The sequence below is a fragment of the Rhodococcus sp. G-MC3 genome, from assembly GCF_030063335.1.
Taxonomy (GTDB): domain Bacteria; phylum Actinomycetota; class Actinomycetes; order Mycobacteriales; family Mycobacteriaceae; genus Rhodococcoides.
In genome coordinates, this window is record NZ_JASISW010000012.1 from 34,843 (window position 1) to 48,409 (window position 13,567).

Annotated in this window: 12 protein-coding genes; 7 read left to right on the plus strand and 5 right to left on the minus strand. The window is 62.6% G+C overall.

Annotated features, from left to right (window positions below; genetic code table 11):
* Positions 1–136 precede the first annotated feature (136 nt).
* The 4 genes from QMK17_RS14905 to QMK17_RS14920 are packed head-to-tail and all read left to right on the plus strand — an operon-like array spanning position 137 to position 4,367.
* Positions 137–1,066, plus strand: a complete 930-nt coding sequence (locus QMK17_RS14905) for a carbohydrate ABC transporter permease (RefSeq protein WP_283510046.1) — start codon at positions 137–139, stop codon at positions 1,064–1,066.
* A complete protein-coding gene (locus tag QMK17_RS14910; protein WP_442972770.1) occupies positions 1,063–1,947 on the plus strand; it encodes a carbohydrate ABC transporter permease in 885 nt (294 codons plus the stop codon). The genes QMK17_RS14905 and QMK17_RS14910 overlap by 4 nt, the downstream gene beginning before the upstream one ends.
* 27 nt (positions 1,948–1,974) lie before the next feature.
* A complete protein-coding gene (locus QMK17_RS14915; RefSeq protein WP_283510047.1) occupies positions 1,975–3,294 on the plus strand; it encodes an ABC transporter substrate-binding protein in 1,320 nt (439 codons plus the stop codon).
* Positions 3,294–4,367 (plus strand): ABC transporter ATP-binding protein, encoded by a 1,074-nt coding sequence (locus tag QMK17_RS14920; RefSeq protein ID WP_283510048.1) that lies wholly within the window; start codon positions 3,294–3,296, stop codon positions 4,365–4,367. The genes QMK17_RS14915 and QMK17_RS14920 overlap by 1 nt, the downstream gene beginning before the upstream one ends.
* On the opposite strand, the gene QMK17_RS14925 is transcribed toward QMK17_RS14920, so the two are convergent.
* Together QMK17_RS14925 and QMK17_RS14930 are read right to left on the minus strand one after the other, a co-directional pair.
* Positions 4,348–5,658 carry a cytochrome P450 gene (locus tag QMK17_RS14925; protein WP_283510049.1) on the minus strand — a complete coding sequence of 437 codons (1,311 nt, stop codon included), beginning with the start codon at positions 5,656–5,658 and terminating at the stop codon, positions 4,348–4,350. The genes QMK17_RS14920 and QMK17_RS14925 overlap by 20 nt on opposite strands.
* A gap of 69 nt (positions 5,659–5,727) precedes the next feature.
* The gene (locus tag QMK17_RS14930; protein WP_283510050.1) at positions 5,728–7,698 is read right to left on the minus strand and encodes a M13 family metallopeptidase; all 1,971 of its coding nucleotides are present in this window, start codon (positions 7,696–7,698) and stop codon (positions 5,728–5,730) included.
* 55 nt (positions 7,699–7,753) lie between these two features.
* Between QMK17_RS14930 and QMK17_RS14935 the strand changes: the two genes are divergently transcribed.
* Genes QMK17_RS14935 through QMK17_RS14945 form a run of 3 tightly spaced genes read left to right on the plus strand, consistent with a single transcriptional unit; the run spans position 7,754 to position 10,835 of the window.
* Positions 7,754–8,374, plus strand: coding sequence for a TetR/AcrR family transcriptional regulator (locus tag QMK17_RS14935; protein ID WP_283510051.1), 621 nt, complete (start codon positions 7,754–7,756; stop codon positions 8,372–8,374).
* The gene (locus QMK17_RS14940) at positions 8,374–9,264 is read left to right on the plus strand and encodes an ABC transporter ATP-binding protein (protein WP_283510166.1); all 891 of its coding nucleotides are present in this window, start codon (positions 8,374–8,376) and stop codon (positions 9,262–9,264) included. Before QMK17_RS14935 ends, QMK17_RS14940 begins: the two co-directional genes overlap by 1 nt.
* Positions 9,261–10,835 carry an ABC transporter permease gene (locus QMK17_RS14945; protein WP_283510052.1) on the plus strand — a complete coding sequence of 525 codons (1,575 nt, stop codon included), beginning with the start codon at positions 9,261–9,263 and terminating at the stop codon, positions 10,833–10,835. The genes QMK17_RS14940 and QMK17_RS14945 overlap by 4 nt, the downstream gene beginning before the upstream one ends.
* 121 nt (positions 10,836–10,956) lie before the next feature.
* Here the strand turns inward: QMK17_RS14945 and QMK17_RS14950 are convergent, their stop codons facing one another.
* The 3 genes from QMK17_RS14950 to QMK17_RS14960 all read right to left on the minus strand — a co-directional run bounded on the left by QMK17_RS14950 (position 10,957) and on the right by QMK17_RS14960 (position 13,540).
* Positions 10,957–11,916 carry a protocatechuate dioxygenase gene (locus tag QMK17_RS14950; protein ID WP_283510054.1) on the minus strand — a complete coding sequence of 320 codons (960 nt, stop codon included), beginning with the start codon at positions 11,914–11,916 and terminating at the stop codon, positions 10,957–10,959.
* A gap of 69 nt (positions 11,917–11,985) precedes the next feature.
* Complete coding sequence (locus QMK17_RS14955) at positions 11,986–12,654, minus strand: DUF4190 domain-containing protein (protein WP_283510055.1); 669 nt, start codon at positions 12,652–12,654, stop codon at positions 11,986–11,988.
* 88 nt (positions 12,655–12,742) lie between these two features.
* Entirely contained in the window at positions 12,743–13,540 is a 798-nt protein-coding gene (locus tag QMK17_RS14960) for a pirin family protein (RefSeq protein WP_283510056.1), read from the minus strand.
* Positions 13,541–13,567: the final 27 nt, after the last annotated feature.

Below are 13,567 nucleotides of genomic sequence, written 5' to 3' on the forward strand. Positions count from 1 at the left end.
CCTTCGGCGCACGTGAGCGGAAGTACGTCCCGGGGAACGTATTTCCGCTCACATAGCGAAGGTTTTGGTTTCAACGTGTCCAGGCGTTCGGGCCTAGTTCACCTACCGTTCGCGGTGGGTGAGCACAGTCCCCGCAGTGAGTACAACAACGGAACGAGTGCTGCCCTCGGCACGCCGAAGGACTTTCTTCGGTAGGCCGTGGAGTGATTACGCACTCTTCTCGATTCTTCTGGGCCCGAATCTGGCCCTGCTGGTCGTGTTCACCTACCGACCGCTGATCGAAAACTTCCAGTTCTCTTTCTACGACTGGAATCTGTCCTCTCCCACTTCGACGTTCGTGGGGTTGGCCAACTACCGTGAGTGGTTCTCTCGAGACGACACCTGGGTGATCGTCGGCAACACCGTCATTTTCACCATCGCAGCGGTCGTCGGCAGCCTCGTGCTCGGACTCGTGTTGGCGTTGCTCCTGGATCAGAAGCTTCGTGGCCGCAACTTCGTACGATCAGCCGTCTTCGCACCGTTCGTCATCTCTGGTGCCGCGATCGGTATCGCCTTCCAGTTCGTCTTCGATCCGAACTTCGGCCTCGTCCAAGATTTGCTGCACCGAGTCGGGCTGAGTTCGCCCGATTTCTATCAGGATCCCCACTGGGCTCTGTTCATGATCACGGTGACGTACCTGTGGAAGAACCTCGGCTACACCTTCGTCATCTACTTGGCGGCGCTCCAGGGCGTCCGCAAGGAACTGATGGAAGCCGCGGAGATCGACCGCGCGAGCACATGGACTACCTTCCGCAAGGTACTTCTGCCGCAGCTGCGCCCGACGACGTTCTTTCTCTCGATCACCGTCTTGCTGAACTCGCTCCAGGTGTTCGACATCATCAACGTCATGACGCGCGGCGGTCCGCTCGGCAACGGCACCACCACGATGGTCTTCCAGGTGTACGAGGAAACGTTCCGCAACTTCCGCGCCGGTTACGGGGCCACGGTTGCGACCATCATGTTCGTGGTCCTGTTGATCATCACCCTCGTACAGGTACGGATCATGGATCGGGACGATCAGCGATGACAGTGACATTGAAAGCTCCCGAGCCGGCAACTCGAATCGCACCGAAAGATCCCCAGCGCCAACGCAGCCTTCAGATGGTATTCGGATACATTGCGATAGTGTTGGTGCTCTTGGTGATCGGGCTTCCGCTGTTCTGGATTTTGATCACCTCGTTCAAGGACCGTAGTGACATCTACACTCGGCCGGTCACGTGGTGGCCCAATTCGTTTCGGCCCGCGAACTACTCGGAAGCGACGACGGAAGTTCCGTTCTTCACCTACCTGCGCAACTCGCTGATCATCACGGCCGCAACGTCGTCCATCAAATTTGTGCTGGGGGTTCTGAGCGCATACGGGTTGGTGTTCCTGCGCTTCCCCGGCAAGAACATCGTGTTCCTGGTGATTATCGCAGCGCTGATGGTGCCCAACCAGATCACGGTCATCTCCAACTACTCGCTGATCTCCGAGCTGGGATGGCGAAACTCATTCCAGGGCATCATTCTTCCACTTGCCGGCGTGGCTTTCGGAACGTTCCTGATGCGCAATCACTTTCTGTCACTGCCCGCCGAAATCATCGAAGCCGCCCGTATGGACGGCGCCGGTACCTTCCGGTTGATGTTTCGCGTCGTGCTTCCGCTGTCCGGGCCCACGATGGTGGCCTTCGCCATCATCACCATCGTGACCGAATGGAACGAATACCTCTGGCCGTTCCTGATGTCCGACGATTCCTCGGTGGCACCGCTCCCCGTCGGCCTCACCCTGTTGCAGAACAGCGAGGGCTATACCAACTGGGGCGCCGTCATGGCGGCGACCATCCTGACCATCCTTCCGATTCTTCTCGTCTTCCTCGTACTGCAACGCCAGATGATCAAGGGCCTCACCTCCGGTGCGGTCAAAGGCTGATTCGTTCCACCTTCAGGAGAAACACTCATGGCCAACATAAATCGTCGCGGATTCCTCACCCTGACCGGCACACTGGCCGCTGGTGCGGCCCTGGCCGCGTGCAGCGGACCCGGAACAAGCTCCTCGGGCGATGCCGGATCCGGTGATGCAAGCACCATCAACTTCTGGTCGAGTCACCCCGGTAAGTCGCAGGAGTTCGAGAAGGAGCTCATCTCGCGCTTCCAGGCCGCGAACCCGGGCCTGACGGTCAACCTGATCGACGGCGGAAAGAATTACGAGGAGGTCTCGCAGAAATTCAACGCCTCGCTGTCCGGTAACGACGTGCCCGACGTCGTCGTCCTCTCCGATGTGTGGTGGTTCAACTACGCACTGACCGGTGCCATCGAGCCCCTCGACAAGCACTTCGCGGCAGCAGGTGTCGACTCCAGCGACTACGTGGATTCTCTTCTTGCCGACTACAACTGGAACGGCAATCACTGGGCGCTTCCGTACGCGCGTTCGACGCCGCTGTTCTACTACAACAAGGCAGTCTGGGCGCAGGCAGGCCTCCCGGATCGTGGACCCGCGACGTGGCAGGAATTCGACGAGTGGGGCCCACGGATCCAGGCCGTCGTCGGCAACGGCAAGCTCGCTCACGGCTGGGGCAACGCGGTGGACTACCTGGGCTGGACGTTCGAGGGCCCGATCTGGACGTTCGGTGGGTCGTACTCCGACGGCTTCGAGCTCAAGTTCGACGACGAAAAGACCATTGCGGCAGGTCAGTTCCTCAAGGACATGATCCACACCAAGAAGTACGCAGCGGTTTCCAACGACATCGCCAACGACTTCGGCGCAGGCATCATCGCCTCGACCGTTGCCTCGACCGGCGATCTCTCGGGCATCACGAAGAACGCAGCCTTCGAGTTCGGTACGGCATTCTTGCCGTCCAACGACGGACAGCCTGGCTGCCCGACGGGAGGGGCCGGTCTCGCCATCCCCTCCAAGATCTCGGACGAGCGTAAGGTCAACGCGCTCAGGTTCATCGACTTCGCCACCAACGGCGCCAATACCGCCTACTTCTCGCAGAACACCGGTTACATGCCGGTCCGCAAGTCCGCTCAGCAGGATCCGAGCGAGATTGCGTTCCTCGAAGCCAACCCGAACGCCAAGACGGCCGTCGACCAGCTGGCCAAGACGCGCTCGCAGGACAGTGCTCGCGTGTTCGTGCCTGGCGGGGACAAGATCATCGGTACCGGTCTCGAGCAGATCGCACTCCAGAACGCCGACGTGGCAACCACGTTCGCGAGCGTGCAGGACCAGCTGCAGCAGATCATCGACCGTCAGATCACCCCGAAGCTTCCCGCGTAATGGCAGCCGTCCACTACTCGGCAGTCTCGCATCGCTACCCAGGCGCCGACTCACTGGCCGTCGATTCGCTCGAGCTCGATATCGCCGATGGTGAATTCATCGTTCTCGTCGGCCCTTCGGGATGTGGCAAGTCGACGAGTCTGCGCATGCTGGCCGGTCTCGAATCGGTCGAGAGCGGCCACATCGACATCGGCGGCGTCGATGTCACCTCGCTCGCCCCGCGGGCGCGGGACGTTGCGATGGTGTTCCAGAACTACGCGCTGTACCCGAACATGACCGTCGGGGACAACATGGGGTTCGCTCTGCGCAACGCCGGAATGAGCAAGGCGGACACAGCGGTCCGTGTGCTGGAGGCCGCGAAGATGCTCGAGTTGGAACCTCTGTTGGACCGTAAGCCGGGCAAGTTGTCCGGTGGTCAACGTCAGCGGGTGGCGATGGGACGCGCGATCGTTCGTCAGCCCAAGGTGTTCTGCATGGACGAGCCACTGTCCAATCTGGATGCCAAGCTTCGCGTCAGTACCCGGGCGCAGATCGCCGGACTACAGAAGCGCCTCGGCACAACCACCGTGTACGTCACCCACGATCAGGTCGAGGCCATGACGATGGGTGACCGCGTTGCGGTGTTGCAGGCAGGAAAGTTGCAGCAGGTCGCTGCACCGCGGGAGCTGTACGACAACCCGGTCAACACGTTCGTCGCAGGCTTCATCGGTTCTCCCGGAATGAATCTTCTCGACGCTCCGGTGATCGACGGTGCCGCGGTTATCGGAGGCGTCCGGATGCCGGCACCGACATCGGATGCGCGGGTGACCATCGGGATTCGGCCCGAAGGCTGGGATCTCGTCGGCGAGGGGGTTGGGTCTGTTTCTGTTGCAGTCGAACTCGTCGAGGAACTCGGAGCGGAGTCGTTCCTGTACGGCGCGCCGCCGCTCGGTTCGGACTGGAGTGCCCAGTCCGGCCGGCTCGCGGTTCGCGTCGATCGAAAGCTCGCCGTCGGTCTCGCTCAGACCGTCCGGGTGGTCCCCAAGCTCGACGAGGTGTTCTTCTTTTCGTCCTCTACCGGGGAGCGCTTGTAGAAGCAGGCTGTCCCAGATCGACGGGCAGCGACGCCCAGCCATGCAGGACGCGGGTGTCACGACGGATTCCCTCGCCTGCGGACTGCAGGTGGGGGAACCGGTCGAAGAGCGTCTTCAATCCCACTTCGGTCTCGGCCTTCGCGAGCGACGCGCCGAGGCAGTAGTGACGCCCGCCCGAGAACGAGAGGTGCTTGTTCGCGTTCGCGCGAGTGACATCGAATCGGTAGGGGTCCTCGAACACCTCGGGGTCGCGGTTGGCCCCAGCCAGGACCAGAACCACGAGTGCGCCCTTCGCGATCGGGATTCCCTCGATCGTCACATCGTGTTTGGCCAGACGTGCGGTGAGCTGCACCGGTGATTCCAGGCGCAGCATCTCGTCGACCGCCGACACCCAGTGGGCGGGATCCTCCTGCAGAACTGTGAGCTGATCGGGATGTTCGAGGAGCAGCGCAATGCCGCTGCCGAGTAGATTGACCGTCGTCTCGAATCCGGCCGCAAGCACAAGACCGGCTGTTGCGCGGAGCTCCTCGTCGTTGAGCCCGACACCGTCCTCCTTCGCCTTGATGAGTTGGCTCATCAAGTCGTCGCCAGGGTTGCGGCGTAGCTCGGCGAGGTGATCGGCAAGCCAGGCGTCGAACTGCTCCAGTCCCTTCTCCACGCGCTGGAACTGCTCCCAGGACAACCCGATATCGAGGCTCGGCGCCGCCATCTCACCGAACTCCAACACCTTCTGACGGTCCTCATCGGGTACGCCGAGGATGGTGCTGATGACGGCCACCGGGAGCTGAGCGCAATAGGCGTGCACGATATCTACCTCGCGGCCTCCCCTGGTGAGATCGTCCAGCAGGGAGTCGGCCTTCTCCTGAACCATCTCGCGCATTTTCGCGACAGCGCGCGGGGTGAAGACCGAGGACACCAGCTTGCGGTACCGCGTGTGCTCGGGCGGTTCCACCGACAGCAACGACGGCGGCTTCAGGGGGTGCAGGGCCTTCGACCGTGTCCGATTCTCGACGAACCGCAGCGGACCGGGGAGATTGGCCCCGAGCTCGGTGACGCGGAGATCGTCGGAGCGCAGCAGCTCGTGCACCACGCGGTGGTTGACGCTGATGTTCGAGATTCGCGTCTTCACCAGCGGCCCCGCGGCACGGATTCTTTCGAACACCTGCCGCGGGTTTGCGCGCGTCGCCGGGTCGGCGACGAGCATCGCCTGCATGTCCCCGGCCTTGGCGGCCTTCTGTGCTCCGTAGCGCACGATGCCGTGCGCCGCGATCCATCTGATTCGAGCTTTCATCGAGGCCCTCCTACGTCGGGTATGTGCGCGGAAATACGTCGCAGGGGACGTATTTCCGCGCACATGCGCCTACCAAATCTTGACGCGCTGCTCCGGATCCAAGTACAGCGCATCTCCTGGCTTCACAGCGAACGCTTCGTGAAAACTGTCCAGGTTGCGTACTACTCCGTTGCAGCGGAACTCAGGCGGGGAGTGCGGGTCGACCGCGAGACGACGGATCGCCTCTTCGTCGCGTGCCTTGGTCCTCCACACCTGTGACCATCCGAAGAACACTCGTTGCAGACCCGTGAGTCCGTCGAGTACGGGAGCGTCCTTACCTTCCAGTGCGATCTTGTACGCGGCGACGGCGATGGACAGTCCGCCGAGGTCGCCGATGTTTTCACCGATCGTGAACTTGCCGTTCACCTTGTGACCGGGCAGTGCTTTGGGCTCGAACTGGTCGTACTGGTCGATCAATGCCGTGGTGCGCTTGCTGAACTCGGTGCGATCCGAATCGGTCCACCAGTCGATCATGTTGCCGTCACCGTCGTACTTGGCGCCCTGATCGTCGAATCCGTGGCCGATCTCGTGCCCGATGACAGCTCCGATTCCGCCGTAGTTGGCTGCGTCATCGGCGCCGGAGTCGAAGAACGGCGGCTGCAGAATGGCTGCGGGAAAGACGATTTCGTTCATTCCCGGGTTGTAGTAGGCGTTGACGGTCTGCGGGGTCATGAACCATTCGTCGCGGTCGACCGGGCCACCGAGCTTGTCTAGATCTCGCTGGTATTCGGCGACGTAGCCTCGTCGGTAGTTGCCGACGAGGTCGCCCGCGTCGATCGTGATGGCGTCGTAGTCGCGCCAGCGGTCGGGGTAGCCGATCTTCGGGGTGAACTTGTCGAGCTTGTCCAAAGCCTTCTGGCGGGTCTCCGGACTCATCCACTCCAGGTCGGTGATGTTTCGGCGGTACGCCTCGGTGAGGTTCGCGACGAGGACCTGCATGCGTGCCTTCGCGTCCGCGGGAAAGTGCCGCTCGACGTAGATCTTGCCGACGACCTCACCGAGGAGATCCTGGACGAGCGAGACGCCTCTCTTCCAACGCTCTCGGTTCTCTTCGGTGCCGCTGAGCTTGGTGCCGTAAAAAGCGAAACTCTCGTCGACGAGTGCTGCGGTCAGGTACGTCGCCCGGCCGTGCACGATGCGCCACGCCAGCCATGCCTTCCAGTCCTCGATGTCCTCGGACACCCAGAGGCCGGTGAACGTGGTCAGGTACGGAGGCTGCCGCACGACGATTTCCGCGAACTGTTTCGTTGTGCCACCGAGACCGGAAATCCAGGCGGCCCAATTGAATCCAGGTGCGTTCTTCACGAGGGTGTCGAACTCGAACAGGTTGTAGCTCTTCTCGGCATCGCGGCGTTCGACGACGTCCCAGTGCCCCGCGGCGAGCTTCTTCTCCAGGTCGAATACGCGCTGCGCGTCGTAGGACAGGCCGGCAAGGGAGAACATTTTCGCAATGTGCGCGACGTAGGCCTCACGGATCTCGGCGTAGCCGTCCTCGCGATAGTAGGACTCGTCGGGCAGGCCCGTTCCGGACTGCGAGAAGTGCACGAGATAGCGGGAGGAATTTTTCGCGTCGGTGTCGACGTAGTGGCCGATGGCTCCGCCGATACCCGTCCGCTGCAGCGACCCCATTACCTCGGCGAGGGTGACGAGGTCACCGGCGTCGGCGACGGCAGCGAGTTCGTCGGCGATAGGGGTAAGTCCCGCCTCTTCGACGGCCTCCGCGTCGAGGAAGCTCGAGTAGAGGTCGCCGACCTTCTGCGCGTCGGTGCCGACGGCCGGATCGGATGCTGCCGACTCCTGGATAATTGTGCGGACGTCTTCTTCGGCCTTGTCGTAGAGGGTCCGGAACGCTCCGTCGACCGCGCGGTCCGCCGGGATGGCGTAATCGTCGAGCCACTTGCCGTTGACGTGAACGAACAGATCGTCCTGTGCCCGTGTGCCGGAGTCCGTATAGGTGAGGTCGATGCCAGAGTTGGCCGGTCCTGAATCCAATGCCGTCATGCTTCCCATCTTTACACTCTTGCGTGCGATTGAACGGGTGTTTAGGATCTGAAACATGCGTTCAGTGAAGCCGGAAGATCTGACGACGAGGGCTCGAATCCGCGATGCGGCCATCGACGTGTTCGGCCGGTCTGGATTCACGACGGGCGTGCGCACGGTGGCGACCGCAGCAGGCGTGTCTCCCGGACTGGTCAATCACCATTTCGGATCGAAAGAGGGCCTTCGGCGGGCGTGTGACGAGTACGTTCTGGCGGTCATCCACGAGAGCAAATCCGCGTCGCTGGCGGGCTCGCCGGCCAGCGTCATCGAACAGCTCGCCGAAATCGACCACTACGCCCCGACGGTCGCCTACATTGTCCGAAGTTTCGCGGTTGGCGGACAGCTCGCGACCGCAATGTTCGAGCGCATGGTCGACGACGCGGCCGCTTACCTCCACGAGGGGGTGAAGAGCGGGAAACTCACCTCCAGCCGCGACCCAGCCGCTCGCGCCCGATTCCTCACCCGCCAGAGTGTCGGCGGCATGTTGCTCTACATCCAGATGCTGCCCGAAGGAACCGATTTCACGGTTGCCGTCCGTGCGTTGACCGAGGAAACCACGCTCCCCGCGCTCGAGCTCTACACCGAAGCACTGTTCACCGATTCCGACACACTCACTGCTTTTCTGGAGGAGTCATGATGGCCATCGATGTCAGCGAACTGAGCAAAACGTTCGGCAAGGCCACAGCCCTTGACGGGCTCGAACTTCATGTCGGCGCGGGTGAGGTTCACGGATTCCTCGGCCCGAACGGCGCAGGCAAGTCCACCACGATCCGAATTCTGCTCGGTCTGATACGCGCCACCTCCGGTCACGTCCAGCTGCTCGGCGGCGACCCGTGGCGTGACGCCGTCGCCCTGCATCGACGCCTTGCCTACGTCCCCGGTGATGTGACGCTCTGGCCCCAGCTCACCGGCGGCGAAGTTGTCGATCTACTCGCGCGCATGCGCGGTGGGATCGACCCGGCGCGTCGAGGGGAACTGATCGAGCGTTTCGAACTCGACCCAACGAAGAAGACGCGCACCTACTCCAGGGGGAACCGGCAGAAAGTCGCGCTGGTGTCGGCATTCGCGTCGAACGCGGACGTGCTGTTGCTCGACGAACCGACAACCGGACTCGACCCACTGAAGGAGCAGGTGTTCGCAGGTTGCGTCACCGACGCGGTGGCGCGCGGCGCGACGGTGCTGCTGTCGTCGCACATTCTGTCCGAGGTCGACAAGCTCTGCGATCGTGTCACGATCATCCGCGACGGCAGAACAGTCGACTCGGGTGCGCTCGCGGACATGCGGCACCTGACTCACTCCACGGTCACGGCCGTGCTGGAGCGGCCCCTTGTCGATCCGGGCTCGTTGCCTGGTGAGGTGACCGTCGACGGTCACTCGGTGACCTGCCGAACCACCAGCGCCGATCTGCCGGTACTGATGCATCTGCTCGCCGACGGTGGAATAACCAGTCTGGTCAGCTCGCCCCCGACGCTGGAGGACCTGTTCCTGAAGTATTACGCATCGAGCACTTCGGCGCACCAGCCATGACGGGCACTCTCGGGCTGATTCGGCTCTACCTCCGCAAGGATCGGGTCGTCCTTCCGTTGTGGGTCCTGGTGATCGGCTTGGTTCCGCTGCTCTACGCCGTCAGCTTCCGCGGCCTCTACCCAGCGGCAACCGACCGCGAGACGTTCTTTGAGGCGACGGCTCGCACCCCGGCTGAGCTTGCGATGGTCGGTCCGATCTTCGGGAGTGATCTCGGGGCACTCGTGACGTGGCGAGCCGGAATTCTCCTGACACTCGCGCCACTGGCCGCGATCCTGACGGTCGTTCGACACACCAGGGCCGAGGAGGATGCGGGCCGGACCGAACTGATGGGTTCGACTGCGGTCGGTCGCCGCGCTGCGTTGTCGGCCGCAATTCTCGTCGCCGTCGGCGGAGTTGCCAGTACGGCCGTGATCGCGTCGGTGTCACTGCTCGCCACCGGATTCGCAGTCCTCGGCAGCCTCGCCTTCGGGCTTGGGATCGCTGCCGTCGGAGCTGTGTTCGCCGGATTCGCAGCCGTCGCTGCCCAGATCGCATCCGGCGCACGGCTCGCACGCGGATTTGCCTTGTCGGTGCTGGCGCTCGCATTCGCAGCGCGTGCCGTGGGAGACGCGGGCTCGGGGACGCTGTCCTGGCTGTCGCCCATCGGATGGTCGGCACAGTTGAGGCCGTTCGCCGACGAGCGATGGTGGGTTCTCCTTGTCCCCCTCGTTGCGACGGCGCTGACCGTCACCGCAGCGTTCGTTCTCGCAGGCGAACGAGACCTCGGCTCGGGACTCGTTGCCGAAAGGCGGGGTCCAGCCACGGCGTCGGCGTCTCTCGGAGGCGTGTTCGGGCTCGCGTGGCGAGGACACCGCGGATCGCTGGTCGCGTGGACCGTCGGACTGGGCTCGATCGCTTTGGTTCTGGGGAGTGCGGCGGACGGCGTCGGTGGTCAACTCGGGAGCAGTGCCGCGATCACGGACGCACTCGACAAGTTCGGCGGAACCTCGCTCGTGCAGTCCTTTCTCGCCACCGCGATCTCCATCCTGGGAATTGGGGCGGCGGCCTATTCGATCTCCTCGATCCTGCGGGCCCACACGGAGGAGGACGAGTCCATCGCCGAATCCGTTCTTGCGGGCAGCGTCGGAAGGGCGAGGTGGCTGTCGAGCCACCTGGTGTTCGCGGTCTTCGGTCCTGTCGTGGTCATGTTCGTGGTGGGTCTCGCCGCAGGAATTGCGTATGGCGTCGCCGTCGGCGACGTGGGGTCGGCGTTGCCGACGGTGCTCGGTGCTGCGCTCGTCCAACTTCCGGCGATCTGGGTGCTGACGGCTGCGGGAACCCTGTTGTTCGGCGTCGCACCTCGATACTCGAGTGCGGCATGGGCGCTGCTCGTCGGCTGCGTTCTGCTGGGTCAGGTCGGTTCGGTCGTCGGGCTGCCGCAGTTCTGGCTCGATCTGTCGCCGTTCACCCACTTGCCCCATCTGCCTGGTGGGCAGGTGACGACGAGACCGCTGGTGTGGCTGATCGTGCTGGCCGCAGTTACCGGCGTGCTGGGAACATTCGCGTTCCGGATGCGAGATCTACGCAGCTGACCCGACAACGGTTGGCATGTTGCATTACCCGACCATAAAGTCTCGTCTGCCCGCTGACTGTCTGTGTCGGGCTGGTGACCAGGTCGTCGTCGACGGGAGCCCCGCCGCGAAGGCGAGGTCGCTAGACCGAAACACCCAGATTGACCGCGCCGAGGTAGCCGTCGGTGCTTTTCTGCATCGTCACAAGCCCGGTGTCGTCATAGATGTTGTCGGTGGAGTTCTGGACGTTGTTCTCCCAGCCGGTGTGGTCGGAATACGGTGCCGTCAAATAGATCTCGGTCTTGGCCGCGTCGTCGAAGAAGAGCTGTGTGGTGAGTACTGTTTTCTTGTCGATGTGCACCTTGACGTGGATATGTGTGGTTCGGCCGATGTACCAACCCGGGAAGATCGTGGTGAATTTCGCGATGCCGTTGGCGTCGGTGGTCTGAGCCCCGCGCAGATAGGTGCCGTCGTCGGTGGTGGTCGACTCGGAATCGCCGACGCTGTACGAACCGTCCGAAGTCTCGCCGGAACCCCCCATGCCGCCACCATCACCGCGTGGTCCTCCCGCCCCGCCCCCGGGCGGGGTTCCGCCCACAGCGCCGCCTTCGGGTGGTCCGCCCGTGCCGCCTGATGCGCCGGCACCACCGATGTCGGCTGCAGTCGAGCCGGATTCGAAGCCGGAATAGACGCCGCCTGCATCGCAGTGCCAGATTTCGACGACATCGTTGCTGCCGATGTTCGCGATGCCGTCCGCGGAGCAGTTGTCGAGATCCTGCACTCGCAGCGCCAGTTCGAATGTCGAGCCCGGCCGGTCCTCGCGGATGTCGCCGCGGATGGAATCGACGTCGAACCAATACGGTCCCTGCGTTTCCTCGGCTGTCATGAGGCACGACGGTGCCTGGTTCAGTAACGTGAGAAATGCGTCGTCGGAACTGGTGACGGCTGCAGCGCTGGTGGCTGCAGTGCTGGTAGTGGCTGTGCTGGTGTCGGAGTTGCCGGTGCAGGCGGCAACGAATCCGGCCAGGCTGACGCCGCCGCCGAGCGCCATTGCTCGACGACGACTGACACGCCTGCGACTAATTTCTACGTCTTTGTTCATGATGCCCATTGTCTTTCCCGATACTGCGGGAAATCTGCATCTCAGCTGTGAAGAAGCTGGGAACGATCGCTACCTCGTGGGTTCGATCGTCACGTTGTATCGGTCTTCGATGTTGTTCTGGAATTGGTCCGAGCACTCTTGTTGAGCAGACTGGTTGTTTCCGGCATCGTTCATGCAGCTCACGAGGTCGTCGCCCCCGACGCTGTTGAACAAACCAATGCCAAGGAAAATGAGGGCGATGGACAGTGCCGCCGAGATGAAGCCAAGGATGATGGCTATCAGCGCGACGGTGCCGTTGGTTGCCGTTCCCTTCTTGTATCGCGACCGTGCGACGAAGCCGAGAGCCACGGCCAGCAGACCCAGGACTATCCCGCCGACGATGGTGAAGCTGCTCAATATGCCCAGAATTGCCAGTACGAGGGCTACGACACCCACAGTGTTCTGGGGTGCTACCGGCGGATACTGGCCCGGCTGCTGATAGTTACCGGGCTGCTGATAATTACCCGGCTGTTGATATTGGCCGGGCTGTTGGTAGTTGCCCGGCGGTGGATAATTACCGGGCTGCTGGTAGTTACCGGGCGGGGGGTAGTTCCCCTGCGGCTCATTACTGCCGGGCTCGTTACTGCCGGGCTCGTTACTGCCGGGCTCGTTACTGCCGGGCTCGTTACTGCCGGGTTGATTGCCGCCGGCTGGTGGGTAGTCGCCCGGTGGTGGTCCTGAAGGTGGTTGATCGGACACTGTGATGTTCCCCCCGATTTGTCTCTGGACTGGTGAATCGAGAGTCTAGCGTCGTACTCGGACAGTCGGCAGGGAAAGCAGGCGTTTGCTAGCCCCCGAGGCGACTGTGCATCTCCCATACCAGGACCTCGGCCGTCTCGTTCGACTGAATGCGTTGTCCCCCAGATGAACTCAGGCGCACCGCGTCTCCCTCGTACAGTTCTCCCACACCTTCCATCTGCACAGTTCCCTTGGCGACGAAAACATGAAGGAACGGCGCTTCGGGAATGGAAACCGGACGACCCGGCTGCAAACGCGCCACATGCAGGGCGGCCGACTTCTGTGAGATGCGTATTGCGGACTCGCCGTGATGTTTTTTCATACCCGAAGCGACGGAAACCAGTCCGCCGCGACGTAGTTCGTCGTCGATCTCCAGTTGCTCGTAGCCGGGATCGATTCCAGGGGTGTCGGGTACGACCCACATCTGCACGAACCGCACCGGCTCGGAGTGGGTGTCACCTGTCAGTCGCCAGGAGTCGTTCTTCTCGGAGTGCATGATGCCCTTGCCCGCGCTCATCCGTTGCGCAAGGCCGGGGTAGATCACTCCCGAGTGTCCGATCGAGTCCTGGTGTACCAGAGAACCCTTCGTTACCCAGGTGATGATCTCCATGTCTCGGTGGGGGTGTGAGTCGAAACCTTCACCAGGCGAGACGATGTCGTCGTTGTTGACCAGAAGTACGCCGTGATGCGTGTTGTCCGGATCGTAGTGCTGCCCGAAGGAGAACGAATGCTTCGAGTCGAGCCATGCCACACGGGTTTTCAATCGATCGCCGGCTTTGTGGATGTAAATGTGCGGGATCGGCGCGAACCCCTTCGAGCTGTGAGGGAGAGGTTGTGGAGCTGGCATATGTCCACTGTACGAGCCGCCGCCGGG